Source organism: Actinosynnema sp. NPDC023587 (genome assembly GCF_040640215.1).
Lineage (GTDB): Bacteria > Actinomycetota > Actinomycetes > Mycobacteriales > Pseudonocardiaceae > Actinosynnema.
Window position 1 is genome coordinate 14,685 of sequence record NZ_JBFABG010000007.1, and the last position, 24,412, is coordinate 39,096.

At 75.1% G+C, this 24,412-nt stretch carries 21 protein-coding genes; 12 read left to right on the top strand and 9 right to left on the bottom strand.

The genetic code is table 11. The features are described from left to right. Positions 1-87: 87 nt before the first annotated feature. The 6 genes from AB0G01_RS19830 to AB0G01_RS19855 all read left to right on the top strand — a co-directional run bounded on the left by AB0G01_RS19830 (position 88) and on the right by AB0G01_RS19855 (position 4,277). Entirely contained in the window at positions 88-420 is a 333-nt protein-coding gene (locus tag AB0G01_RS19830) for a hypothetical protein (protein ID WP_360947439.1), read from the top strand. Next, positions 417-1,031 carry a DUF3558 domain-containing protein gene (locus AB0G01_RS19835; RefSeq protein ID WP_360947441.1) on the top strand — a complete coding sequence of 205 codons (615 nt, stop codon included), beginning with the start codon at positions 417-419 and terminating at the stop codon, positions 1,029-1,031. Before AB0G01_RS19830 ends, AB0G01_RS19835 begins: the two co-directional genes overlap by 4 nt. Beyond that, the gene (locus AB0G01_RS19840; RefSeq protein WP_360947443.1) at positions 1,031-2,377 is read left to right on the top strand and encodes a hypothetical protein; all 1,347 of its coding nucleotides are present in this window, start codon (positions 1,031-1,033) and stop codon (positions 2,375-2,377) included. Before AB0G01_RS19835 ends, AB0G01_RS19840 begins: the two co-directional genes overlap by 1 nt. Position 2,378: 1 nt before the next feature. Next, positions 2,379-3,170: an ESX secretion-associated protein EspG gene (locus AB0G01_RS19845; protein ID WP_360947445.1), complete on the top strand. Its 792-nt coding sequence runs from the start codon at positions 2,379-2,381 to the stop codon at positions 3,168-3,170. A 53-nt stretch (positions 3,171-3,223) separates the two neighbouring features. After that, positions 3,224-3,346, top strand: coding sequence for a hypothetical protein (locus AB0G01_RS19850; protein ID WP_360947447.1), 123 nt, complete (start codon positions 3,224-3,226; stop codon positions 3,344-3,346). Between the two features lie 178 nt (positions 3,347-3,524). Beyond that, positions 3,525-4,277, top strand: coding sequence for a TylF/MycF family methyltransferase (locus AB0G01_RS19855; protein WP_360947449.1), 753 nt, complete (start codon positions 3,525-3,527; stop codon positions 4,275-4,277). 56 nt (positions 4,278-4,333) lie between these two features. Here AB0G01_RS19855 and AB0G01_RS19860 read toward each other — a convergent pair whose 3' ends face one another. The 6 genes from AB0G01_RS19860 to AB0G01_RS19885 all read right to left on the bottom strand — a co-directional run bounded on the left by AB0G01_RS19860 (position 4,334) and on the right by AB0G01_RS19885 (position 11,078). After that, a complete protein-coding gene (locus tag AB0G01_RS19860; protein WP_360947451.1) occupies positions 4,334-5,260 on the bottom strand; it encodes a hypothetical protein in 927 nt (308 codons plus the stop codon). A 79-nt stretch (positions 5,261-5,339) separates the two neighbouring features. Next, the gene (locus AB0G01_RS19865; RefSeq protein WP_360947453.1) at positions 5,340-6,533 is read right to left on the bottom strand and encodes a S1 family peptidase; all 1,194 of its coding nucleotides are present in this window, start codon (positions 6,531-6,533) and stop codon (positions 5,340-5,342) included. Positions 6,534-6,997: 464 nt separating this feature from the next. Continuing rightward, entirely contained in the window at positions 6,998-8,599 is a 1,602-nt protein-coding gene (locus AB0G01_RS19870) for an MFS transporter (protein WP_360947455.1), read from the bottom strand. Positions 8,600-8,704: 105 nt separating this feature from the next. After that, positions 8,705-9,310 carry an STAS domain-containing protein gene (locus tag AB0G01_RS19875; protein WP_360947457.1) on the bottom strand — a complete coding sequence of 202 codons (606 nt, stop codon included), beginning with the start codon at positions 9,308-9,310 and terminating at the stop codon, positions 8,705-8,707. A gap of 129 nt (positions 9,311-9,439) precedes the next feature. Beyond that, positions 9,440-10,390: a TIGR03557 family F420-dependent LLM class oxidoreductase gene (locus AB0G01_RS19880; protein WP_360947459.1), complete on the bottom strand. Its 951-nt coding sequence runs from the start codon at positions 10,388-10,390 to the stop codon at positions 9,440-9,442. Positions 10,391-10,481: 91 nt separating this feature from the next. Then, on the bottom strand, positions 10,482-11,078 hold the full coding sequence (locus AB0G01_RS19885; RefSeq protein WP_360947461.1) for an NAD(P)H-dependent oxidoreductase: 597 nt from the start codon (positions 11,076-11,078) through the stop codon (positions 10,482-10,484). A 150-nt stretch (positions 11,079-11,228) separates the two neighbouring features. Between AB0G01_RS19885 and AB0G01_RS19890 the strand changes: the two genes are divergently transcribed. Continuing rightward, on the top strand, positions 11,229-11,672 hold the full coding sequence (locus AB0G01_RS19890) for an SRPBCC family protein (RefSeq protein WP_360947463.1): 444 nt from the start codon (positions 11,229-11,231) through the stop codon (positions 11,670-11,672). Here AB0G01_RS19890 and AB0G01_RS19895 read toward each other — a convergent pair. Further along, positions 11,663-13,249, bottom strand: coding sequence for an NAD(P)/FAD-dependent oxidoreductase (locus tag AB0G01_RS19895; RefSeq protein ID WP_360947465.1), 1,587 nt, complete (start codon positions 13,247-13,249; stop codon positions 11,663-11,665). The genes AB0G01_RS19890 and AB0G01_RS19895 overlap by 10 nt on opposite strands. A gap of 217 nt (positions 13,250-13,466) precedes the next feature. Between AB0G01_RS19895 and AB0G01_RS19900 the strand changes: the two genes are divergently transcribed. The 5 genes from AB0G01_RS19900 (at position 13,467) to AB0G01_RS19920 (ending at position 23,434) form a co-directional block, all read left to right on the top strand. Next, a complete protein-coding gene (locus tag AB0G01_RS19900; protein WP_360947467.1) occupies positions 13,467-14,078 on the top strand; it encodes a helix-turn-helix domain-containing protein in 612 nt (203 codons plus the stop codon). Between the two features lie 5 nt (positions 14,079-14,083). Then, entirely contained in the window at positions 14,084-16,240 is a 2,157-nt protein-coding gene (locus tag AB0G01_RS19905; protein WP_360947469.1) for an MMPL family transporter, read from the top strand. A gap of 117 nt (positions 16,241-16,357) precedes the next feature. Beyond that, on the top strand, positions 16,358-16,540 hold the full coding sequence (locus AB0G01_RS19910; protein ID WP_360947471.1) for a hypothetical protein: 183 nt from the start codon (positions 16,358-16,360) through the stop codon (positions 16,538-16,540). A gap of 85 nt (positions 16,541-16,625) precedes the next feature. Beyond that, on the top strand, positions 16,626-20,006 hold the full coding sequence (locus tag AB0G01_RS19915; protein ID WP_360947473.1) for a BTAD domain-containing putative transcriptional regulator: 3,381 nt from the start codon (positions 16,626-16,628) through the stop codon (positions 20,004-20,006). After that, positions 20,003-23,434, top strand: coding sequence for a BTAD domain-containing putative transcriptional regulator (locus AB0G01_RS19920; protein ID WP_360947475.1), 3,432 nt, complete (start codon positions 20,003-20,005; stop codon positions 23,432-23,434). The genes AB0G01_RS19915 and AB0G01_RS19920 overlap by 4 nt, the downstream gene beginning before the upstream one ends. Before the next feature lie 21 nt (positions 23,435-23,455). On the opposite strand, the gene AB0G01_RS19925 is transcribed toward AB0G01_RS19920, so the two are convergent. Together AB0G01_RS19925 and AB0G01_RS19930 are read right to left on the bottom strand one after the other, a co-directional pair. Next, positions 23,456-23,644, bottom strand: coding sequence for a hypothetical protein (locus tag AB0G01_RS19925; protein WP_360947477.1), 189 nt, complete (start codon positions 23,642-23,644; stop codon positions 23,456-23,458). 2 nt (positions 23,645-23,646) lie between these two features. Beyond that, positions 23,647-24,270 (bottom strand): response regulator transcription factor, encoded by a 624-nt coding sequence (locus AB0G01_RS19930; RefSeq protein WP_360947479.1) that lies wholly within the window; start codon positions 24,268-24,270, stop codon positions 23,647-23,649. Positions 24,271-24,412: the final 142 nt, after the last annotated feature.

Genomic DNA, 24,412 nt, shown 5'->3' on the forward strand with positions numbered 1-24,412 from the left:
ATTTCCTGCGTTGCGCGGCGCGCGAACAGCGCAGTACGCTCGGCGTTCGCACCCGGAGGTCCCTCGACGCCGAGGAGTTGCCCTGTCGTGTTCACATCCCCCGCCGGAGGTCCGGGCTTCGCCTTCGACCTGCCCGGAATAGAGTCCGCCATCGCCGAGTGGACCGATCTCGCCGAAAGCCTGGCAATGGAGAATTACCACTTCACGTCCCTGCGCGGGGTGACCGGACCGGGCGATGAATTCTCCAGTGCGGACCTGGCGGCGAAGGCGACCGACGCGCTGGGCTCGTTCCGGCGGCACCTCGCGGCGATGACGGACTTCACCCGGGGCTACGTCGCCGCGCTGACCGCCAGTCGCGACGAGTACGTGGCGAGGGACGACGACGCCCGCGCGACGTTCGGGCGACAGGACGTCCCGTGAGGCGCGCGATCGCCGCGCTGGTCGCCGTGGTGCTGGTCCTCCCTCTGGCGTCCTGCGCAGGGCCGGTCGAAGGCACCCCCAGAGCCCGTTCGGGGGGCACGACGCCCGCCAGCACCGAGCGGTCCGGGGCTCCGGTGGGCACCCGCGCGCCCAGGGTCGCCGAACCGCTGACGCCCGACCCCTACGTCGCCGACGCCTGCCGGGCCATCCCCGCGGAGCGGGCCGGTCCGCTGGACCTGGCGACACCCGGCCGGAAGGCCACCAACGCCGCGAGCTCCGGCTGCCTCTGGTTCACGACCGACCGGCAGTTCAGCGTCGCCGTCGGCTACATGACCGCGTTGGAAGCCGGGCTCTCCGAGATCTACGCGCAGCACGCGCGGAACCCGACGGTGTTCAAGTACTTCGAACCGACGGACGTCACCGGGTACCCGGCATTGTTCGCGGACAAGATAGACGAGCGCGAAAGAGGCGAATGCCTGCTCAACATCGGCGTGACGGACGATTTGTACATGTTCGTCGCGGCCAACCACCTGCCGCGCGGTAAGAACGTCTGCGAACTGGCCGCCCAGGTGGGGGCGGCGGTCGTCGCGACGATGAAAAAGGGGGCGTAGTGGTAGTACCGTTATTGGTGGCGCTGGCCGGCGGCGCGGTGGTGTCGGCGATGGCCCAGGTGCGCGCGGGGGATTTCGCGGCGGACGTCGGCGGCCGGTCGCTGACCGCCGAGCAGATTTACACGCGCATCACCGGCGGGCACGGCGTCGGTGACCTGGTCGCGGCGCAGGAGCTGACGGCCGCGCTGGAGACGAGCTACTCCGACCGGAGTGGTCGGCTCGGCGCGCTGGTCGCCAAGCTCGACGCGGCCTGGCGGGGCGGTGCGGCCGACGCGGCCACCTCCCACACCGCGCCGCTCGACCGGGCGTTCCAGGAGTCCCTGTCGTCGCTGCGGACCATCCGCGACTCGCTCCACGGCCAGATCGACTCGTTCTCCCGCATCCGCAACGCCGTCGAGGCGGTACCCGCCGAGCCGCCGCGCAGCGGGTTGGTGAACGACGTGAACCCGTTCACCACGGACACCGACCGGGCGATCGCCCAGTACAACGAGAAGGCCGCCGCCAACGTCGCCCACTACCAGGTCTACCACGAGGACAGCGTCGCCAACGGCAACCGGATGCCGACCCGGTACCCGCCGCTGCCGGTGGGCGTGCCGCCGATCCCGGTCGGCGATCCGGGCGGTACCGGGCACGTCGGCACGTCCTCCCCGGCCGACGTGACGACCAGGTCCGCCGCCACCCCGGGCGACCCGGGCGTCCCTCAGCACAGCACCCCGGGCACCGGCCAGGTCGCGCCACCGCCGGAGCCCCGGGGCGACGGGCACGTCGGCACGCCGGCCGCACCCGGCAGGGGGACGACGAACCCGAGCCTGGCCACTCCCGCGCGGCCTCCCGGATCGGGCGAGGCGAACCCCGCCACCCGGCACCCGGGCGCTCCCACCCCGGTCGCCGGCGTGGTTCCGCCCGGCACCGGCGGCCTCTCGGCGGCCCGGCCCGGGAGCACCACGGGACGCGGTGCCGGAAGTGGTGGCGGGAGCAGCGGTCGCGGTGCCGCCGGTGGCGCGGGCCGATCCGGCGGCGGTGTGGGTGGCGGTGTCGGTGGCGGCGTGGGCCGGGTCGGCGGCGGGTCGGGGCCGACCGGCGGGCGGCCGGATGCGGCCGACCAGCTCGGGCGCGGACCGTCGTCGGCTGCCGACCCGGCCCAGCCGGGCCGCCGGGGCGCGCTGCCGGTCGCGGGCGGGACCGGCGGGCTCGGGGGTGCGCCGTACGGGGTGCCGCCGACCGGGTCGCGCACCGACGACGACGTCGAGCACCGGAGCGTGCTGATCCGGCCCGATCCCGACGACCTGTTCGGGCTCCCGGACCCGGTGCCACCGGCTGTGATCGGCGAGGACGAGGAAGCCTGACGTGGCGACCGATCCCCTTGCCCTGCCCCTGTGGACCCTGCTCGCGCTGGTGCGCCGCCGGGGTGCCGAACCGCACCCCGTGTTCGCCGCCACCGTGTCGTGGTGCTCCGAGGAAGCGTTGCGGCAGCTCGACGTCGAGGCCGACGAGGTGTTGCGGCGGCTGGGGTTGTCCGACGGGCGGGTGCCGCACCGCCGCCTGGAGTCGGCGTTGCGCGCCTTGGACCGACCACTGCGCGAGTACTACGGCTGGATCGACACGACGGTCGACGGCTCGCCTCGGAGCTACTCCGTGCTCGCGGCGCGATGCGGCGAGGACGCCGTGGTGGCGGTGAACGACCCGGACAGCGCCGTGGTCGTGTTGGCCGCCGTTCGCGGCGAGGCGTTGGGGGACGAGTTCGCGGCGCAGCTCCCGCCGTACCGGACGACGCGGTCCGCGTCGATCAACGCGCCCTACCAGGAGCTCCTGCGGCCGTCCGCGCGGTCGCGGGACGCCGGCGCGCGGGCGATGAAAGCGTTGTTCGCGGCTCCCCGCACGGGTGCCGGCAACCTGTACTCCGCCGTCCGCACCCCCGGTGGCCGCAAGCGCATCGAGCACCCGGTCAACTACATCGACACCGACGAGGGGCGGTGGTTGACGTTGCTCGGCGGCAGCAGCGGCGACGGCGACGGCAGCGGCAACGGCAGCGGTCGGTGGGCCACGGCAACACCCGCGACGCCCGAGCTGATCACCCGGCGGTTGGCCGAGGCCGCCGACGCGCTCACGGCCGGTGGCGCGCCGGGCTTCTTCGTCTGATCCGCCCGACCCGTGGTGCTCCCCCGGTCGGCACGGCGGGAGTCGGCGATCTCGTGCACCGGGGCCCGGACAGCACCGGCGTGCTCGACGTCGTGGCCCGCCTGGTGGAGGAGCAGCCGAAGCGGTGGGCCGACCGCCGGTTGCGGGTGGCCACCCCCGTGCGCGGCCCGACGTAGAACCTGGCCGATCCTCCGGGTCTGGTGCGGCGGCTCGGGCGGTCGGGAGACTGGGCGGGATCGGGGTGGGGTGGTCCACCCGACCGGCGCGCCACCGCCGGGTGGTGCGGTCCCCCGGACCCGTCCTCCGCGCCCCGATCCGCGCACTCGCGAGCGACTCGGAGGAGAAGTGGCCGGCATGGTCGACACCCGTGGGCTGTACCTGGACCTGATGAAGCGCGTCCTGACCAACCTCGTCTACGAGGACGCGCCGATCAAGGTCTTCGACCTCGGGGACGGGGCCGCGCCGGAGTCGTCCCGCCTGCTCGGGCGGGACTGGCCGAGCGTCGCGCACACGATGATCGGCCTGAAGCGCCTGGACAACCTCCAGGAGTGCGTCGAGGCGGTGATCCGGGACGGCGTGCCGGGCGACCTCGTGGAGACCGGGGTGTGGCGCGGCGGCGCGTCGATCTTCATGCGCGCGGTGGTCCGGGCCCACGGCGACGCGGAGCGGCGGGTGTGGCTCGCCGACTCGTTCCAGGGGATGCCGACCGTGGGCGAGGACGGTCACGAAGGCGACCGCGCCATGGAGTTCCACCGGTACAACGACGTCCTGGCGGTGGACCTGGAGACGGTCCGGCGCAACTTCGAGCGGTACGGGTTGCTGGACTCGCAGGTGCGGTTCCTGCCGGGCTGGTTCGACGACACCCTGCCGACCGCGCCGATCGACCGGGTGGCGGTCCTGCGGCTGGACGGCGACCTGTTCGAGTCCACGACGGTCGCGTTGGAGAGCCTCTACCCGAAGCTGTCGCCCGGCGGTTTTCTCATCGTGGACGACTACGTCATCCCCGCGTGCGCGGAGGCCGTGCACGCCTACCGGGCGGCGCACGGGATCACCGAACCGGTGCAGGACATCGACGGCGGCGCGGTGTTCTGGCGGCGGAGCGGCTGACCCGCCCGCCGGGCCGCGTCAGCCTGCCGTCACACGACGCCGGGTCGCGCCCGTCGTCACGCCCAGTCCCAGGAGATGCCGTGCACACCCGGTCGGGGTTTCGCCTGGAACGAGTGGACGGACCGCTCCGGGTCGATCGGCAGGCGGCGTCGGTTCTCCGTCGGCGCGCCGGCTTTCGCCCGCCGGTACTCGTAGCACCGGGCGGGGACCGAGACGCGGTCGAAGAAGACCTGCAACAGGTAGCTGCTCGTGGCGGTGCGCATCAACCGCTCGTGGTGGTGGGACGGCACGTCGCTCTCGCCCATGCGCCAGTCGTACTCCACGACCGCCGTCTCGTTCTTGGCCAGCGCCCGGCCCAGGTGGATGTCGGCGGCGACGTACCCCGCCTCGTCGTCCGCGCGCAGCCCGGCCAGCGTGCCGCCGCGAACCACCAGGTCGTGCGGCATCACGTCGCCCTCGTCCACGCCGTGCACCACCAGGAACCGGTCGCACCCGTTGTTCACGCCGCGCAGCACCTGCCGGGTGGTGATCCCGCGCAACGACCGGCGCGCGTCGACGAAGCACTGCTCGGTGGTCGACAGCACGGCCACGTCGGGGTTGGGGTTGGCGAACTCCTCGCCCAGCACCGTCCGGGCGGGTGAGTCCTCGCCGTAGAGGGCGGCGAAGCTCAGGCCGCTGTCGCCGAGCCACCGGCCACGGGGTCTGCGGGGTTCGAGCACGTCGAACAGGGTGTTCTCGGGCAGGTCCAGGATCACTTCGAGCTCGTGCAGCGCGCGCAGCGACTTCGGTCGCTCCGGCCGGCTGCGGCCCTGCTGCCAGTAGCTCAGCGTGGCCAGGCTGATCTCGACGCCCCGGTCGGCGAGCCGCGCGCGAATCCGGTCGAGGGTGAGGTCCCGCCGGACGATCGCGGCGCGCAGGGCGTCGGCGAACTTCTCCTGGCTGAGCACCTGCTCGGGGCCGGGTCGTTCCTGGGGAGCTGCCATGACGAGCCATCATCGCCCAAATTGGTGAACGCCGATACCTCCTTTCGGGGGTATCGGCGTTCATATCGTCACTCTGAGGTTACCTAACGTTCAACGTCAACCCGTAGTAGGACAGGGCGTCACCGAGCGGCTGGAAGTACGACGACTTGCCGTTCTGCACTCCGCCGTTGAACGTGCACTGCTGGTTGGTGGGCCCGCCGGAGGTCATGCCCTGGGCCTGGTTGCCCGAGATGTAGGCACCGCCGCTGTCGCCGCCCATGGTGCAGACGGACGACTTGCCCAGACCGCGAACCACGGTCGAGGGACCGCCGTTCGGGTCGGTGTAGGTGACGGTCTGGTTGTAGCCGGTGATCGACCCGCAGGTCCAGCCGGTCGTGGCACCGGACTTGCAGACGGACGCGCCGACCGCGCCGCGCGAGCCGCCCTTGACGCTGATCAGGCCGGCCGCGCCCCAGGTGCCCACCTGGGTGGTGATCGAGTTCCCGGAGTCGATCTTCGCCACACCCATGTCGACGCTGTCGCGGCCCAGCGCGTAACGGGTGCTCGTGCCCTTGGCGAACCGGGTGCCGTCGTAGTGCAGCGTGGGCAGGTTCCCGACGCAGTGCCCGGCGGTGACCAGGTACTGGGTGCCGGCGCTGGTGCGCGCGCCGAACCCGACGGAGCAGTACCCCGAGCCGCCGTTGATCGTCATCTTGCTGCCGGGGTAGACCGCCGCCTGGGTGCTCAGCGGCTGCGCGACCTGCTCGACGCGGACCGCCGACCCGTGCTTGGCGGCCTCGGCGAGGAACGCCGACGCCAACGGCCTGTTCCGGTCGACGACCTGGATGGTGACGACGTCGGAGGCCACGTCGACGCCCCAGGAGGCGATCCCGGCGGGGGCCCGCTCGGCGGCGAGCCGGTCGAGGTCGGCTTGCACGGCGTTCAGGGCCTTCTCGCCGCGAGCGGGCGTGCGGACCGCCAACCCCGCCGAACGGACCTTCGCCGCGCCCGCCCGGTCGGCGTTCACGGTGAGCTTGCCGGACTGGTCGAAGTACGCGCCGTCGACGCGCACGCCGCCGGCCACCAGGTCGGCCAGCGTGCGCTGCTGGCCGGCCTCGCGGTCGAGCCGCTGGACGGCGGCGGTGTCGCTGACGCCCAGGGTGCGGGCCAGGGCGGCGACCATCTCGGGCTCGTAGTCGGATCCGGCGGCCGACGCCGTCGCACCACCCGCCAGCAGGGTCAGCGGGATCAGGCAGGACAGCGCGGCAGTGCCGAGCACTCGGTTTCGAGACACGATCTCACCCTTTCGCAACCGGGGCGGACCACCGCAGGGAGAAAACAAGCGCGCAAAACAAGTGCCCGCTGTGATCAATGGTCCGTCCCCGGCCGGTCGGATTCTTCCGACCGTGCCGACAACTCTGCCCCGACCAGCCCGACCAGGGCAATGACGTGCGTTCAACAGGCGGGCGGAGCCGACTTTGAAAAAGAGAAATCAATGCGCCGGGGGCGGTCACGACCGGGTGATGACGCCGACGGAAGAGTCGATTCGCACAACGCCGTCGATCGAGTCCGATCGAAGTCAACCGAAGTCGACCGAAGCCGATCGACGGGAAAAGCACTGTTTTCGGCGCACGTCGGGCAGAGCGCCGACTGTCTAGGCCGCCGTGCTCGACGACGAGATCGTCTCCCTCGGCCTGCACGTCGCCGGGCGACACGGCCTCGAAGGTCCGCCTGCCCGAACGCCGAGCGCGCCGGTGCTCAGCCCGGTTCGTCCTCCGCCACCGCGAGCGACGGGTGGTCGGCCCAGAGCAGGTGGCGCACGCGCGGCGGGGCGGTGGCCAGGTCGCGGGCGGTCTGCTCCACCTCCACCTCCGTGCCGGTGCCGCGTTCGAGGTGCTGGCGCAGGTGTTCCTGCCACGTGGCGACGGTGAAGGTCTCCAGGAACGCGTCCGGGTCCGCCGAGTCGCGGAACAGGCCCCACTGGGTCGCGCCGGTGCGCCTGCGGGACCGGCCGACCTTGCGCATCGCCTCCACGAAGCTCTCGGCGCGGGCGGAGTCCACCCGCCACTCCACGGTCACCAGCACCGGGCCGCGTTCGACGTCGGAGATCTCCGGCGGCGTGTCCCAGAGGCTCGCGGGCGAGGTGTCGAGCTCGCGTTCGGTCAGCGGCAGGGCGCTCGCCGCCACCGCCACCACCAGCACCAGCGCGACGGCCGGCACGACCAGGCCGCTCCGCACGCCCAGCACGCCGCCGACCGCGCCCCACGCCAGCGCGCCGACGGCCTGGCCGCCCATGAACACGAGGTTGTAGTAGGCCAGCGCGCGGGCCCGCGTCCACGCCGGGAGCAGCACCTGGGCGGTGGCGTTGAGCGTGGACAGCACCGCGATCCACCCCACCCCGGCCACCAGCATGGCGAGCACCGCGACCACGGTCGAGGAGGTCAGCCCGGCCACCGCCATGGCCACCGCGTACGCGCACGTGGCCAGGGTGATCAGCAGGTTCTTGCCGGTCCGCCGCAGCAGCCGGGGCACGACGAACGCCCCGCCGATCGCCCCGACGCCGACGCTGCCGAGCAACACGCCGTAGCCGCCCGCGTCCAACCCCAGGGGGCCCCGGGCGAGGGCGGGCAGCAGCGCCCACAACGCGCTGCCGAACACCACGAACAGCACGGACCGCACGAGCACGCGGCGGAACAGCGGCGCGCTGCGCACGTACCGCGCGCCCGTGCGCACGGCCGTCACCACGTGCTCCGCGCCCAACGGCCGGTGGTCCACGGGTCGCCGCCACCGCCACAGCACCAGCAGCACGCCGAGGAACGACAGGGTGTTGAACGCGAAAGCGGCCTCCGGCCCGGCCACCGCGATCAGCGCGCCGCCCAGCGCGGGCCCGATGGCCCGCCCGACGTTCATGTTCACGCCGTTGAGCAGCGCCGCCCGCGCGATCTCGTTCCGGGGCACCAGTTCGGGCTGGATGGCCTGGAACGACGGCATGGCGAGCGCCTGCCCCACGCCCATGAGCGCGATGAGCGCCAGCAACGACGCCGGCGTGGTCCCGCCCGCCGCCGTGAGGCCGGCCAGACCGGCCGCGCCGGCGAGCATCAACGACTGGCCGGCGAGCAGCACGTGCCGCCGGTCGAGGATGTCGCCCACCGCTCCGGACGGCACGACCAGCAGGAACACCGGCACGGTGGTGGCCGCCTGGACCAGCGCCACCGCCAGCGCGCCGCCGCCCAGGTCGCCCATCAGCCACTGCGCGCCCACGGTCTGCGCCCACGTGCCGATGTTGGAGGCGAACTGCGCCAGCCACAACGCGCGGTAGGCCCGCCGCCGCAACGGTGCCCACGCCGACTCGCCGCCCATGCGAGGCCCTCCGGTGGTTCGTGGCCGTCCTGCCGTGCCGGGTGGTGGAACACCTCGCGGGGCACTTCCACCCGGTGGTAACCGGGTGGGGGACGGCCTGGGTCGTCAGCGCTCGGCCAGGGCGGCTTCGAGCGAGGACACGACGGTCACCACGTGGTTGAGCGCCGTCGTCCACAGCAGACGGACCAGCTTGTGGTCCTCGGCGAGCACGACGACCAGTTCGCGGTCCGCCTCGTGCAGCCGGTGGTGGGCGTTGATCAGCGCGGACAGCCCGACCGAGGCCAGGAAACCGGCCTCGTCGAGGTCCACGACCAGCATCCGGGCCCCGATGTCGGCGGCCCGCGTCACGCCCTCGTCCAGCCCGTCTTGCAGGGCCTTCACCGTCTTCTGGTCGATGTCGCCACCGACCCGCACCCGGACCGCGCGGCCGTCGGCGACGGTGTCCACGCGCGCCCAGGGCGCGGCGTCGGTCGGCACCGCTGGAGCCTCGGCGTTCTGCACCGCAGCGGTGTCAGCGGTCGTTTCCGCTGCCGGTTCGCCGGCCTGCGCCGCGTCCGGTTCCGCCGCCGGTTCGGCGGTCTGCACCGCGTCGGGTTCGGCGGTCTGCACCGCGTCGGGTTCGGCGGTCTGCACCGCGTCGGGTTCGGCGGTCTGCACCGCGGACGTGTCCGCGGTGGGTGTTGTGGTCTCTTGCTCGGCGTTGTCGCCCACGATCGCTCCTGGTGACGTGTAACAGGTGGACGTGCTACGAAGGCATTGTCGTCGCGCCGCTCCGGTTCGCCGGTCGAGCGCGCGCGTCGGTGGCCACCGGTGTCGGTGGCCTCCCGGGGATCGGGCCTCTCACGGGATGCGCGGTGCGACTTCCCGCTTCCAGAACTCGAAGAACTCCTCCTGGGCGGGACCGATCTGCTGCACGTACACCTCGTCGTAGCCCGCCTCCACGAACGAGTGGACGCGGTCGAGGTAGCGCTCCGGGTCCGGGCCGGTGGGCACGGCGTCGGCCACCATCTCCCGGGTCACCAGGCTCGACGCCTGTTCGAAGTGCCGGGGCGTCGGCAGCACCTGGGCGAGTTCGCCGGGGAGCTGCTCGTTGGGCCACAGCCGCGTCGCGGTGTCGACGCCCTCGTCCCCGGTCGCGGCGTGGCAGACCTTGAACCCGCCCTGCACCGGTCCCGTGCCGCCGGCTGCGCGGTAGGTCGCGACCAGGCCGGCGTCCGGGATCGTGCTGCACAGCCCGTCGCCGATCCGCCCGGCGAGCTTCGCCGCCTTCGGGCCGAACGCCGAGACGTAGACCGGCACCGGCCGCTCCGGCACGGTGTAGAGGCGCGCGTTCTCGACGGTGTAGTGCTTGCCGTGGTGGTCCACCTCGTCGCCGGTGTGCAGGGCGCGGATGACCTCGACGGCCTCCTCCAGCATCTCCAGGCGCACCGGGGCGGGCGGCCACGGGTCGCCGAGGACGTGCTCGTTGAGCGCCTCGCCGGAGCCGACGCCGAGCACGAACCGGCCTTCGCACTGCACGGCGGCCGTGGCGGCGGCGTGCGCCACGATCGCCGGGTGGATGCGGGTGGTCGGGCAGGTGACCGCCGTGGTGATCGGCAGCCGCGTCGCCTCGGACAGCGCGCCGATCACCGACCACACGAACGGGCTCTGCCCCTGCTCGCCGTTCCACGGGTGGAAGTGGTCGGAGATCCACAGGCGCTCGAAGCCGGCCGCCTCCGCCCGCTCGGCTTGGCGGACCAGCTCGCGCGGCCCGAACTCCTCGCACGAGAGGAAGTACCCGATGCTGACCATGAGGGCCGGTTACCCGCGCGCCGCGCCGGTGAACCGTCTTCGACGGGCGGTCGACCGTCGGGGTGACCCCGGTCTCCCCGCCCGCGCCCGCTCAGCCGGGGATGGGGTTCTTCGCCAGCGCGACCGCCACGGCGTGCAGGTTCGCCGCCATCGTGCGGCCGGTCTCGGCGGACCACTCGTGCCCCTCGTCGGTGTCCGAGTAGTCCTCGCCCGGACCGGGGCCCTTGTTCCAGTACGTCCACGCCTGGCCGGGGATCGTGTAGCCGATGTCGCCGAGGCCGCCGGAGATCTCGCTGATCACGTGGTGCGCGCCGTCCTCGTTGCCGGTCACGACGACCCCGGCCACGCGGTTGTAGGCGACCGGCCGGTCCTGGTCGTCGGTCTCGGAGATCATCGCGTCCATCCGCTCCAGCACGCGCTGGGCGATCGAGGACGGGCGGCCGACCCACGTCGGCGTGGCGACGACGAGGATCTCGGCCCGCAGCAGCTCGTCGTGGATGCGGGGCCAGTCGTCGCCCTCGCCCAGGTCGGTCACCACGCCCGGCGGCACCGAGTGGTCGGCCAGCCGGAAGGTGCTCACCTCCACCTGCCGCGAGCGCAACTCGTCGATCACCACCTGCGCCAGCAGGCCCGTGTTGGACGGTTCCGGCGACTTCTTCAGCGTGCAGTTCAGCACCACGGCGCGCACGTGCCCCACCTCCTGTTGATCCTCGCGACCGGTTACCCCGCGCGGGTGCGACCAATCCCGGGATCGCCTGACCGGGTACCGTCCCGCGCTCGCGCGACGGGCGACCGCCGAGGATCGGGTTCCGGACCGGGCGACGGGGTACCCGGCGGCATGACCAAGGTCGATCTCCACATCCCCCGGCCACCGGACCGGGTATTCGAAGTGCTGGCCGACGGCTGGTCGTACGCGGGCTGGGTGGTGGGCGCGACGCACATCCGCGACGTGGACGGCGGGTGGCCCGGGGTGGGTACGCGCATCCGGCACAGCGTCGGTGCCTGGCCGCTCCAGATCGAGGACGAGACGGTCGTGCGGGCGGTCGAGGTGGGCAGGTCGCTGGAGCTGGACGCCAGGCTGTGGCCGGTGGGCAGCGCGTGGATCCGGCTGGACCTGGCACCGGCGGCCGACGGCGGCACCACGGTGACCATGCGCGAGAAGATCGTCAGCGGGCCGGGCAGCGTCCTGCCCGAGGCCGCCCAGGCGTTCTTCCTCGTCCCCCGCAACCGGGAGGCGCTCAAGCGCCTGGCCGACCTGGTGGTGCGCGGCGATCACCCGTAGACCGCCCGCAGGGCCGCGCCCACGACCGCCCGGTACGCGCCGCCGCCGTGGCCGTGCCGGGCGAGCGCCGCCCGAGCCGCGTTCGCGCCGCACGCCCCGTGCACCCCGCCTCCCGGGTGGGCCGACGCGCCCGCCAGGAACAGCCGGTCGACCGGGGTGTCCGCCCGGGACAGCCCGGGGGTCGGCCGGAACACGAGCTGCTGGTCGATGGCGGACGTGCCCGCGTTGATCGCACCGCCCACCACGTTGCGGTCGCGGCTCTCCAGCTCGGCCGGGCCGCTCACCGACCGGGCGATCACCAGGTCCCGGAAGCCCGGCGCGTGCCGCTCCACGACCTCCTCCAGCAGGTCCGCCCGCCGGCGCAGCCGGTCGGCCGACCACGCCTCGTCGCGCGGGACGTGGGTGTAGGCCCAGACCGCCTCGGTGCCCGCCGGCGACCGGGTGGGGTCGGCGGTGGTCATCTGGCCGAGCAGCAGGAACGGGGTGCGCGGCACCCGCCGGCAGGCGAGGTCGTTGGCGAAGTCCGCCAGGCCGTCGAGGTCCGCGCCGAGGTGGACGGTGCCCGCCCGGCGCGCGTCCTCGGACAGCCACGGGATCGGGCCGGACAGCGCCCAGTCGACCTTGATCGTGGCGTCGTCCCACCGGAAGCGGTCGAGGTCGGCCAGCAGCCGGGCGGGCAGGTGGTCGGGTCCCACGAGGTCGCGGTAGAGGGCCGGCGCGGGCACGTCGGCGAGCACCGCGCGGCGGGCCCGCACGAGTTCGCCGTGCGCGTCCCGCACCCCCAGCGCCCGGCCGTCGGCCACGATCACGCGGTCCACCGCCCGCCCGCACTCGATCCGGCCGCCGCGCGCGACCAGCCTGCGCACCAGCGCGCCGACCAGTTCGCCCGCACCGCCCCGGGGCACGGGGAAGCCGACGTCCTGGCCGAGCATGGCCAGCAGCCAGCCGAACACCGCGCCGCCCGCCTGGTCCGGCCCGAGGTCGGTGTGCAGGGCGTTGCCCGCCAGCAGGGCCTTCGCGCCGTCGCCCGCGAACCGCTCGTCGGCGTACGCGCGGGCGGGCTGGGTGAGCATCCGCGCGAACCGCAGCGCCTCGGGCGTGCCCAGCCCGCGCAGCAGCCGCAGACCCGGCCGGACCGGCGGGAACGGCCGGAGCACCACGTCCAGCAGGTCGTCGCGGATGCGCCGGTACGCCTCGAACTCCGCCCGCCACGCGGCGGCGTCGCCCGGGGCGAACGCGCCGACCGACTCGGCGGTCCGGTCCTGGTCGCGGGAGAGCAGCGCGGTCCGGCCGTCCGGGAAGACGTGGGCCAGCACCTCGGGGGCGTGCACCCAGGTCAGGCCGTGGTCGGCCAGGCCGAGCCCGCGCAGCACCGGCGAGGCCACGCCGAGCGGGTAGAAGGCGCTGAACAGGTCGTTGTGGAAGCCGGGCGCGGTGATCTCGGCCGTGCGCACGGCTCCACCGGGTGTATCGGCGGCCTCCAGGACCAGGACGCTCCAGCCCTCGTCCGCGAGCAGGTTCGCCGCCACCAGGCCGTTGGGTCCCGCTCCCACGACGACCGCGTCGTACTCGTTCACGGTGCCTCCCGGCGTCGGTCGAGGTGTGGTGATCTGTCGGGTCCGAGCCTGCCCGACCGGGCGACGGGTAGCGCGTCGAGCGGTGCGCGGGGCCCGTTTTCGATTGGCCGGCTACTCCGACCGGAGGTTTCATTGCTCCGAAGGGGTGACCGACACCACCTACCGAACTGGTCGGTATTCCGATCGGATCGGTAGGTCGAACCGTACCGTGGGAGCCATGGCACGATCACTGCGCCTCCAGGTCGACGAGCAGATCCTCGATCGCGCCGCCGGCCTGTTCGCCCGGCACGGGTTCACCAACACGTCGCTCAAGGTGCTCGCCGACGCCGTCGGGCTGTCGAAACCGGGGCTGCTGCACCACTACCCGAGCAAAGAAGCCCTGTTCGAAGCGACGGTCGAGTTCGGGCGCGCGCAGAGCTCGCGGGTGCTGGAGCGGACCGCGCACCTCCCCGCCGGCGTCGAGCGCGACCGGCTGGCGGTGGAGCTGCTGGTCGACTTCGCGCTCGCCCGGCCCGGCCTGATCGCCCTCGCGTCCCGCGCGATCAGCACGCTCGGCCCGGACACCGACCTCGACCCGCGCGACCGGGGCCTGGACGGCATCGACCGGCTGGTCTTCGCGGTCTTCGCGGTCGACCCCGACACCGCCGACACCGCGCGGCTGGTCCGGGTCGTCGGGATGCTCAGCGCCCTGGCCGTGCTCAGCCTGGCCGCCAACCACCGCGACTCGAACGCGGTGTGGCGGTCGCACATCATCACGACCTGCCTCGACGCGCTCGGCCACCACGCGCCGGGTCACGTCCTGTCCGACCGCTCCCAGGTGGAGGCCTGATCACCATGGCTCGTCTGCTCTACCGGCTCGGATACGGCGCTTACCGGCGTCGCCTCGTCGTCGTCCTGGTGTGGCTGGTGGTGCTGGTCGGCTCCGCCGTCGGCGCGCTCACGCTGGCCGGCGCGACCTCCACCACGTTCTCCATCCCGGGCCAGGAGTCCACCACCGCCCTGGACAAGATCGGCGAGCGGTTCGGCAGCGGCGGCGGCGCGACCGCCCGGGTGGTGATCGCTCCCCCTGCCGGTCAGCAGGTGGTCGCCCCGGAGAACGCGGCCAAGATCGCGGAGCTGGTCGGCCGGCTGGCCGCGCTGCCGGGCGTGACCTCGGCGAGCGACCCGCTCGACCCGAAGGCCCCGTCGGTCAACGGCGACCGGGACCTGGCCTACAGCACGGTCACCTACGAGGCCGAGGTCGGCGCGGTCACCGACGCGCAGCGCACCGAGCTCACCGACGTGGTGGCCGACGCCCGCGCGGGCGGCTGGACCGCCGAGGTCACCGGCGAGGCCGTGCAGGCCCCGCCGCACGTGGGCGGCGTCGTCGAGGTGGTCGGCGTGGTGATCGCCCTGGCGATCCTCGCCCTCACCTACGGCTCGCTGGTCATGGCCGGGATGAACCTGCTGACCGCCGCGATCGGCGTCGGCATCGGCACGCTGGGCATCACCATCACCACCGGCTTCCTGGAGCTGTCGTCCACGACCCCGATCCTGGCCGCCATGCTGGGCCTGGCCGTGGGCATCGACTACGCGCTGTTCATCATCAACCGCTACCGGCAGGAGCTGCGCCGGGGCCGGGACGTGGGCGACGCGATCGGCACGGCCGTGGGCACCGCCGGGTCGGCCGTCGTCACCGCCGGCCTCACCGTGGTCATCGCCCTGGCGGGCCTGGCCGTGGTCGGCATCCCGTTCCTGACCCAGATGGGCGTCGCCGCCGCCGCGACCATCGTGGTGGCCGTCCTCGTCGCCGTCACGCTGGTGCCCGCCGTGCTCGGCTACCTCGGCCGGCGCGCCCTGCCGCGCAAGCACCGCGAGACCGCCGCCCCCGAACGCGGCTTCTTCCGGGGCTGGGTCGGCACCGTCGTGCGGCGGCGGGTCGTGGCGCTGCTGCTGGCGGTGATCGGGCTGGGCGTGATCGCCGTGCCGGTGGCGTCCATGCAGACCACGCTGGTGCAGACCCCGCCCGCCGAGAGCACCCAGGCCCGCGCGCAGCAGTTGCTGGCCGACGGCTTCGGCGAGGGCTTCAACGGTCCGCTGCTGGTGCTGTTCGAGGGGTCCGGCGCGGTCCAGGCCGCCACCGAGGCCGCGCGGGAGTTCGCCGACGTCGAGGACGTGGACGTCGTCGCCCCGCCGGTGCCCGCACCGGACGGCGGTGCGGCCCTGCTCACCGTGATCCCGGAGTCCGGACCCACCAGCCAGGCCACCGAGCGCCTGGTCGACGAGTTGCGCGAGCGGCTGGCCGACACCCCCGGTGCCACCGCCTACGTCACCGGCGCGACCGCCGTCAGCGTCGACGTGGCCGTGGCGCTGGACGAGGCGCTGCCCGTCTACCTGGCGCTGGTCGTGGGGCTGGCGCTGATCCTGCTGGTGCTGGTGTTCCGGTCGCTGCCGGTGCCGCTGATCGGCGTGCTGGGCTTCCTGCTCACCATCGGGGCCTCGCTCGGCGCGACGGTCGCGGTCTTCCAGTGGGGCTGGCTGACCGCTGCGGTCAACCTGGACACCACCGGGCCGCTGATCAGCCTCACCCCGATCCTGGTCATCGGCATCCTGTTCGGCCTGGCCATGGACTACCAGATCTTCCTGGTCTCCCGGATGCACGAGGCGCACCACCGCGGGGCCGGGCCGCACGACGCGATCACCACCGGCTTCCGCCAGGCCGCGCCGGTCGTGGTGGCCGCCGCGCTGATCATGTTCTCGGTGTTCGCGGGCTTCGTCCCGTTCGGCGAGGCGACCATCAAGTCGATCGCCTTCGCCCTGGCCGTCGGCATCCTGGTGGACGCGTTCGTGGTGCGGATGGTGCTGGTGCCGGCGGCGCTGGCGCTGCTGGGCGAGAAGGCCTGGTGGCTGCCGAGGTGGCTGCGCTGGCTGCCCGAACTCGACGTGGAGGGCACGGCGCTGGAGGAGCACGTCCCCGACGGGGACCGGTCGTCGGTCGACGCCCGGGGCTGACCCCGATCCACCGGCCGACCGTGCCGTCCGGAGTGGACGGTCCGGTCGGCCGGGTTCGTCAACGGCAATAGCTTCGCGGACGATGACAAGCGTGGCGGACGTGGATAGCGTCGTGTCATGTCACGTCGCACGTCCAGCCGCCCGGCACCCCGCCCCCGACCGGGCGGCGCGGCGCGGGGGTCCGCCGGCCACCCGCCGCCCCGATCGCCGCGCCACCACCGGACGACCGGCGCGACCGGCGACCACGGGCACGGCGGCACCGACCACCACCGGACATGGACACCGGTCGCCGACGCGTGATCGTCCGGGTGCGCGAAAGTCGATTACCGGGCACGGCGGACCGCGCGGCGGTGCCGGCGCGGCGGTGCCCGTCCGGTGGTCCGCGGTGACCGGACCGGACCCGCTCCCGCTCGCGGTCGAGCTGCTCGGGCCGGTGCGCGCGTGGCGGGACGGCGTGGAGGTGGACGTCGGCGCGGCGCGGCGGCGCGCGGTGTTCGCGATGCTCGCGGTGTGCGCCGGCCGTGCGGTGTCGCGGGAGGACCTCATCGCCGGCGTGTGGGGCGACGCGCCGCCCGCGACCGCCGGAGCCGGGCTCTACAGCTACGTGTCCGGGCTGCGCCGGGCCCTCGAACCCCGGCGCTCCCGGGGGACCGCCGCCGGGATCATCGTCTCGACCGGCGGCGGCTACGCGCTGCGGATCGACCCGGCAGGGCTGGACGTGCACCGCTTCGACCGGCACCGGGAACGCGCCCACGCGCTCGCCGGCACCGACGTGCCCGGCGCGCTGGGCGAGCTGGCGCGGGCGCTGGCGCTGTGGCGGGGCGAGGCGCTGTCCGGTGTGCCGGGGCCGTTCGCCGAGGCGCAGCGGGCGCGGCTGGGCGAACTGCGGCTGGCCACCGTCGAGCGGCACGCCGAGCTGGCGCTGGCGGTCGGGCGCGGCGCGGACGTGGCCGTCGAGCTGGCCGCGCTGATCACCGAGCACCCGGTGCGCGAGGGGCTGCACGCGCTGCTGGTCACCGCGCTGCACCGGGACGGCAGGCAGGCCGAGGCGCTCCGGGCGTACCGGCACGCGCAGCGGGTCCTGGTGGACGAGATGGGCGTCGAGCCCGGTCCCGCGCTGCGCCGCGCGGGGCAGGAGGTGCTGGGCGAGCCCGCGCGGACCCGGCGGACCGCACCGCCCGACCCCGCGCGGATCGGGTTCGCCGGCCGGCACCGCGAACTGGCCCTGCTGCGCCGGGCGGTGGCCGAGGTGGCGGCGGGCCGGGGCGGGGCGGTGTGGCTCGACGGCGAGCCGGGCGCGGGCAAGTCCGCGCTGCTGGCCGTCGGGCTGGCGGGTGCGGCGGACGCCGGGTGCCGGGTGGCCTGGGCCACGGGTGACGAGCTCGCCGGGCGGCTGCCGCTGCGCGTGGTGCTCGACGCCCTAGACGTGGTCGCGCCCGACGCGCCGGGTGCGGGGTGGCCGGATGCCGCGGACCGGCTGGCCGAGCACCTGGCGGCGGTGTGCGCGGACGGTCCGCTGGTCCTCGTCGTGGACGGGGTGCAGTGGGCCGACGAGGCCAGCGTCCGGTTCTGGTCGCGCGTGGTGCCGCTGACCGCCGGGCTGCCGCTGCTGGTGGTCGCCGCCGCGCGGCCGGTGCCGCACCGGGTGGACGTGGCGCGGGCGCGGCGCGCGGTGGCCGAGGCCGGCGGCGCGGTGCTCGGGCTGGGCCCGCTGCCGGAGGACGACCTGGCGGCGCTGGTGACCGCGCTGGTCGGTGCGCCGCCGGGGCGGGACCTGCGGGCGCTGATCGGGCTGGCGGGCGGGAACCCGCGCTACGCCCGGGAACTGGTCGACGCGCTGCTGCGGGACGGCCTGGTGGAGTTCCGCGACGGGCTCGCCGAGGCCGACGGGGGCTGCGGGCCGACGATGCCGCCGTCGCTGGTGCCCGCGCTGACCGCGTGGCTGGGCTTCCTGTCGCCGGCGGCCACCGGCGTGCTGCGGTGGGCGGCGCTGCTGGGCGACGAGTTCTCCGTGGGCGACGTGGCCGCCGTGGCGGGCAAGCTGGTGTCGGACCTGGTCACCGCCGTCGACGAGGCCACCGAGGCGGGCCTGCTGGTCGACGTGGGCCCCCGGCTGGTGTTCCGGCACCCGCTGCTGCGGCACGCCCTCTACCAGGGGATGCCCGGCGCGGTGCGGACCGCGCTGCACCGCGAGGCGGCCCGGTCGCTCGCCGAGGCGGGCGGACCGGTGGAGGTGGTGGCCCGGCAACTGGCCGCGATCCCGGCCGACCCCTGGGCCGCGCGGTGGCTGGCCGCGCACGGGGACGTGCTGGCGGAACGCGCACCGCACCTGGCGGTCGGGCTGCTGCGGGCCGTGGTCGACCAGCCGGCGGTGGACCCGGAGCACCGGGCGCGGCAGGCCGCCCGGCTGGCCGACCTGCTGTTCCGGCTGGGCCGGCGACCGCACGCCGAGGCCGGGTACGTGGTGACCCGGTCCCGCGATCCCGTGCTGGTGACCGGGATGCGCTGGATGCTGCGCTACCTCCGGCACGCCGACGGCGACCCGGCGGCGGTGGACGTGCTCCAGGCGGACGTGCTCCGGGCGGACGTGTCCGACGAGGAGGTGCCGGTCGTGTGGCGGGCGCGGCTGGCGGCGCTGCTCGCGTCACCACCGCACGTCTCGGGGGATGCCGAGGAGGCGGCGCGGCTGGCGCTGCGCCTGGCCGAGGTCGCGGACGACGCCTTCGCCGCCGCGCACGCGTGGCGGGCGGCGTGGCTGGCCCGTGCCGACCGGCTGGCCTTCGCGGAGGCGCTGGAGTGCGCGGACCGGGGCCTGGCCGTCGTGGCGGGCCGGGCCGACCTGGCCGGCCGGCGGGCGGTGCTGCTCGCGGACCGGGCGACCTCGCTGCGGCACCTGGACCGGCTCGCCGACGCCGACGACGTCCTGCGCGCGGGCGGTGCGGGGGCCGGCACGTCGGAGGTGCTGCACGTCGCCGCCGCCGTGCAGGACTACTGGCGGGGCCGGTGGGAGGTGTGCCCGGACGAGCCGGGGCACGGGCTGCCGCTGCACGGGCTCGGCGCGCTGGTGACCGCCCGTCGCGGCCTGGTGGAGATCGCCCGGCGGCACCTCGACGCCGGCCGGGCCGCCGACGACGCCCCGGCCGGCGGGCGCGAATCAGGTGCCGGCTCCGAGTCAGCCGACAGGTTCGAGTCAGCCGACAGGTTCGAGTCGACTGCCGGGTTCGACTCGGCCGGCGGCTTCGACTCAGCCGACAGGTTCGACTCGGCAGGCGGGTTCGAGTCGGCGGCCGGAGCGCTGCTCGCGGAGGCCGCCGGGCACCCGGGCCGGGCGGTGGCGACGGCCCTGCCCCTGCTGGTCCTGCCCCGCGCCGTGCGCTACCCGTGGCTGCCGCTGGTCACCCGGCTCGCGCTGGCCGCCGGTCGGCGGGACCTCGCGGCGCGGGCCGTCGACACCGGCGCGCGGGATGCCGCCCTGGAGGGCGCACCGGGCGGGGTGGCGGTCGCGGCGGCGCGGTGTCGTGGGCTGGTCGACGGCGACCCGGAGCCGGCGCTGGCCGCCGCCGCGCGGTACCGGGAGGCCGGCCGGCCGGTCGAGCTGGCCGAGGCGCTGGAGGACGCGGGCGCGCTGCTGGCCGCGCGCGGCCACACCGCGCGGGCGCGGGCCGCGTCCGACGAGGCCGTGGTGGGCTACCGGCGGCTGGGTGCCGCGCTGGACGTCCGGCGGGTCCGCCGCCGGATCGGCGAACGGGAGGGTGGCACGGGATGACCGCGGCTGCGGGACAACCGCTGCGGGTCGCGCTGCTGGGACCGGTGCGGGCGTGGTCGGGCGGGCGCGAGGTCGTGCTCGGCTCGGCCCGCCAGCGCGGGGTGTTCGCCGTGCTGGCGTCCCGGCCGGGCAGCGCGGTGCGGCGCGACGAGCTGATCCGGGCCGTGTGGGGCGACGACGCGCCGGCGACCGCCGGCGGCAGCGTCTACACCTACGTTTCGGTGCTGCGCAAGGCTTTGGAGCCGGACCGGCCGCGCGGCACGCCGTCCCGGCTGCTGGAGTCGGCCGGGACCGGCTACCGACTCGTGCTCGACCCCGGCGCGTCCGACGTGGCCGAGTTCGAGGCGCTGCGGCAGCGGGCCCGGCGGGAGTTCGACAGCGGTGCCCCGGAGGCGGCGCTGCGGTCGCTGGACGAGGCGCTCGCGCTGTGGCGGGGCATCCCGCTGGCCGGGGTGGACGGTCCTTTCGCGCGGTCCCAGCGGTTGCGGCTCGGCGAGGCCCGGACCGCCGCCCGCGAGTTGTGGGCGGAAGCCGCGCTGGCCGCCGGGGCGCACCCGGAGGTGATCGCCGAGCTGGGTGCCCTGGTCACCGAGGAGCCGTTGCGGGAACGCGCGCGGGAGCTGCTGATGGCGGCCCTGCACCGGGCCGGGCGCGGTGCCGAGGCGCTGGAGGTGTTCCGCGAGGCCAGGCAGGTGCTGCGGGACGAGCTGCACGTGGAGCCGGGCCCCGGCCTGCGCGCCGCGCACGACCGGGTGCTGGGCGCGGAGCCGGTGCCGCCGCCGCCCCGGCGGGACGCCGCACCCGCGCCGGCCCGGTCGGACGGGCCCGCCGAACCGGTGCTGCTCGGGCGGGCGGCCGAGGTGGCGGTGGTGCACGGCCTGGTCGACGAGCTCGCCGCCGGGCGGGGCCGGGCGCTGTGGGTCGAGGGCGAGATGGGCATCGGCAAGTCGGCCCTGCTGGACGTGGTGCGGGCGCGGGCGGCGTCCGCCGGTGTGGAGGTGGCGCACGCCGTGGCCGACCAGTTCGGCACCCGGTTCCCGCTCCAGCCGGCCGTGGCCTGCCTGGGCGTCGACGTGGACTCGACCGATGCCCGGCGGGTGGAGACCGCGCTGGCGCTGCGCGACCGGCGGCCGGCCGCCGGGTCGGTCTTCGCCGCCGCCGACCCGACCGCGCAGGCCGTCGACCGGTTGGTGGCCCTGGTCGAGCAGCTCTGCGCGGACGGCCCGCTCGTGCTCGCCCTGGACGACCTCCAGTGGGCCGACGACGACAGCGTGGAGCTGTGGCGCAAGCTCGTCGTGGGCACCCGCCGGCTGCCGCTGCTGCTGATCGGCGCGGCGCGGCCGGTGCCCCGGCGGGACGGGGTGGCGCGGCTGCGCCGGGACGTGGAGTGCGGCGGCGGCGCGGTGCTCGACCTGACCCCGCTGACCGACGTCGCCGTGGCGGGCATCGTGGCCGGGCTGGTCGGCGGGGAGCCGGGTCCGGGGTTGCGCCGGATCGCCGCGTGGGCGGGCGGCAACCCCCTGTACGCGCGGGAGGTGGCCGACACGCTGGTGCGCGAGCACGCCGTGCGGTTCGACACCGGTCTGGCCGACGTCTCGCCGGACGTGCTGGACCGCGCGCCGCCGTCGCTGGTGTCGGCGGTGACCGACCGGCTGGACTTCCTGTCCGGGCCCACCCGGGAGGTGCTGCGGTTCGCGGCGCTGCTGGGCGGCGAGTTCGCCGTGGGCGACCTGTCGGTCGTGCTGGACCGGCCGGTGCCCGCGCTGCTGCCCGCGTTCACCGAGGCCATCGCGGCGGGCGTGCTGCGCGGCGCGGGGCCGCGCATGGCGTTCCGGCACCCGTTGATCCGGCAGGCGCTCTACGACGGCACGTCGGCCGCGGTGCGCACCGCCCTGCACCGGCAGGCCGCGCAGGCGCTCGCCGCCGCCGACGCGCCCGTCGAGCACGTGGCCGGCCAACTGCTCGCCACGTCCGACGAGATCGGCGCGTGGGCGGTCCCCTGGTTGCTGGCGCGGGCACCCGCGCTGGTGCACCGGGCACCGCTGGTGGCCGTCGACCTGCTCACCCGCTGCCTGCGGTCCGCCGACGAGCGCGACGACAGCCACCCGGTGCTGACCGCGCACCTGGGCAACGCGCTGTTCCGGATCGGGCACGACGCGCAGGCCGAGGAGCTGACCCGGCGCGCGCTGCCCCGCCTGCGCGACCCGGACCGGATCGCCGAGGCGCGCTGGACGCTGGCCTACGTGCCGTTCCGGGCGTCACGCCCGCAGGACGCGCTGGACGCGCTGGCCGAAGCGCTCGCCGACCCGGTGCTCGCCGACACCTGGCGGGCCCGGCTGCTGTCGCTGCTGGCGCTGGTGCAGCGGGCGGGCGTCGGCGACCTGGACGCGGCGGAGGCCAGCGCGCGGCAGGCCATCGAGGCGGGCAGGCGCGGCGGCGACCCGTTCGCCGTCGGGCAGGCGCTGGAGGTGCTGTGGCAGGTCGACGTGGTGCGCCGGGACTACGTGCGCGCCGTGGGCTACCTGGACCAGGCGTTGGACGTGGTGGGCGGCAACCAGGGCCTCACCGACCTGCGGCTGGTGCTGCTGGACAACCGGGTGTTCACCCTCCAGTGCCTGGACCGGCTGGACGAGGCGACCGAGTCGCTGCGGCTGGCGTTCGCCGCGGCCGGGCCGGGCACGCCGGTGGCGAGCCTGCACGTGGGCACCGCCGTGCACCGGTTCTGGCTGGGCGACTGGGACGACGCCGTGGCACGGCTGGAGCGCCTGCTCGACGACGACCCGGAGCTCACCGGGTTCGGGCTGCGCGAAGGCGGCCCGGTGCTGCTGCACGGGGTGGCCGCGCTGATCGCCGCGCACCGGGACGACGACACCCGGCTGCGCGCGCACCTGGCGGCCGGCGGCGAGATCCCCCTGGTGACCATCGCCTACCGGGAGAACTGCGACTTCCTGGTGGCGGCGCGGGCGACGTCCGCCGCCCGCGACGGCGACCCCGCGCGGGCGGTCGGACTGCTCGCCTCCATGTTGGACACCCGGCACGCCGTCCAGACGACGTTGCGGCACCAGTGGTTGCCCGAGCTGGTGCGCCTCGCGCTGCACGTCGGCGACCGGGAGACCGCGCGCGGCGCGGTCGAGGCGTGCGCGGACGAGGCGGACCGGGAGACGTCGGTCGCGCGGGCCGCCGCCGCCGCGCGGCGCTGCCGGTACCTGTTCGACGGCGACCCGGACGGGCTGCTGGCGGTGGCCGCGCACTACCGGTCGGTCGGCCGGGCCTACGAGCTGGCGCAGACCCTGGAGGACGGGGCGGTGCTGCTGGACCGGGCGGGCCGCGTCCGGGAGGGTGCCGACACCCGGGCGGAGGCGGTCTCGCTCTACCGCGGGCTCGGTGCCGCGTGGGACGTCCGGAGGATCAGCGCGGGTTCCGGGTGACCGGTGCGCCGTCGGTACCGGTCACCCGTCGGCGCACGACCGGCAGGCGGCGTCCTCCGGTGCCTCGTGGTCGTCGGCCGGGGCACCGATGACGCCGTCGTCCGACATCACCCACCCGGGCTCCGGGTGCTGGGGTCGGGCGTTCGGGCGGAGGAGGCGCACCACCCGCTCCACCGGCCGCGACCGGGTCTTGCCGGGGCGTGAGGTCATGGTCAGATCACCCCCTTCCGCAGGGCGTAGGCGACCGCGTGCGGGCGGTTGCGCAGGTTCAGCCTGGAGGTGATCCCGTAGAAGACGTTCTTGATCGTCCGCTCCGAGTAGGACAGCGTCGTCGCGATCTCGGCCGTGTCCAGCCCGTCGGCCATCAGGCGCAGCACCTCGACCTCGCGGCCGGTCAGCCTGCCGCGCTCCGACGACGGCGCGACCAGTTGGCGCTGCAAGCGCCGCACGTGGTCGAGCAGCTCGGCCACCATGGTCGGCGGCATGACCCCGCCGCCCGACGCGGCGGCCAGCACGCTGCGCAGCACCCGGTCCCCGGTCGCCCCCGCGCGCGGCAGGACCGCCACCACCCGGCACTCCACGGCGGTCATCACGTCCGCCTCGCCGATCTCGTCCAGCACCAGCACGACGGGCACCCCCGTGCTCGCGGCCGAGCGGCGCAGCCCGGCCACCACCTCCTCCGACAGCGCGCCGACCGCCGCCACCGCGACATCCGCACCGGCCCACCGGTCGACGCCCACCAGGGCGATCTCGGGCCGCGACCCGAGAAAACTGGTCAGACCGGCCAGGCTGAGATGATCCGCGGCCTGGACGACGACCCGAACTCGCTTCTCCACCACTGCCTCCCACGATTCCCGATTGCACCTCCGAGTGTGGGAGGCCCGGCTTCACGGGTTCTCAAAGGCGTCTAACGCGCTTCTTCAGACGCCTTCGACAACGGCGGGCAGAGACCGCTGATCAGCGACGATGATCAACGGC

Excerpts from the sequence above, each read along its gene's own strand:
- AB0G01_RS19880 (WP_360947459.1), bottom strand. The coding sequence starts at position 10,390 with ATGGTCAGCATCGGGTACTTCCTCTCGTGCGAGGAGTTCGGGCCGCGC.
- AB0G01_RS19925 (WP_360947477.1), bottom strand. The coding sequence starts at position 23,644 with ATGACCTCACGCCCCGGCAAGACCCGGTCGCGGCCGGTGGAGCGGGTG.
- AB0G01_RS19890 (WP_360947463.1), top strand. The coding sequence starts at position 11,229 with ATGACCAAGGTCGATCTCCACATCCCCCGGCCACCGGACCGGGTATTC.
- AB0G01_RS19910 (WP_360947471.1), top strand. The coding sequence starts at position 16,358 with ATGTCACGTCGCACGTCCAGCCGCCCGGCACCCCGCCCCCGACCGGGC.
- AB0G01_RS19920 (WP_360947475.1), top strand. The coding sequence starts at position 20,003 with ATGACCGCGGCTGCGGGACAACCGCTGCGGGTCGCGCTGCTGGGACCG.
- AB0G01_RS19900 (WP_360947467.1), top strand. The coding sequence starts at position 13,467 with ATGGCACGATCACTGCGCCTCCAGGTCGACGAGCAGATCCTCGATCGC.
- AB0G01_RS19905 (WP_360947469.1), top strand. The coding sequence starts at position 14,084 with ATGGCTCGTCTGCTCTACCGGCTCGGATACGGCGCTTACCGGCGTCGC.
- AB0G01_RS19855 (WP_360947449.1), top strand. The coding sequence starts at position 3,525 with ATGGTCGACACCCGTGGGCTGTACCTGGACCTGATGAAGCGCGTCCTG.
- AB0G01_RS19860 (WP_360947451.1), bottom strand. The coding sequence starts at position 5,260 with ATGGCAGCTCCCCAGGAACGACCCGGCCCCGAGCAGGTGCTCAGCCAG.
- AB0G01_RS19870 (WP_360947455.1), bottom strand. The coding sequence starts at position 8,599 with ATGGGCGGCGAGTCGGCGTGGGCACCGTTGCGGCGGCGGGCCTACCGC.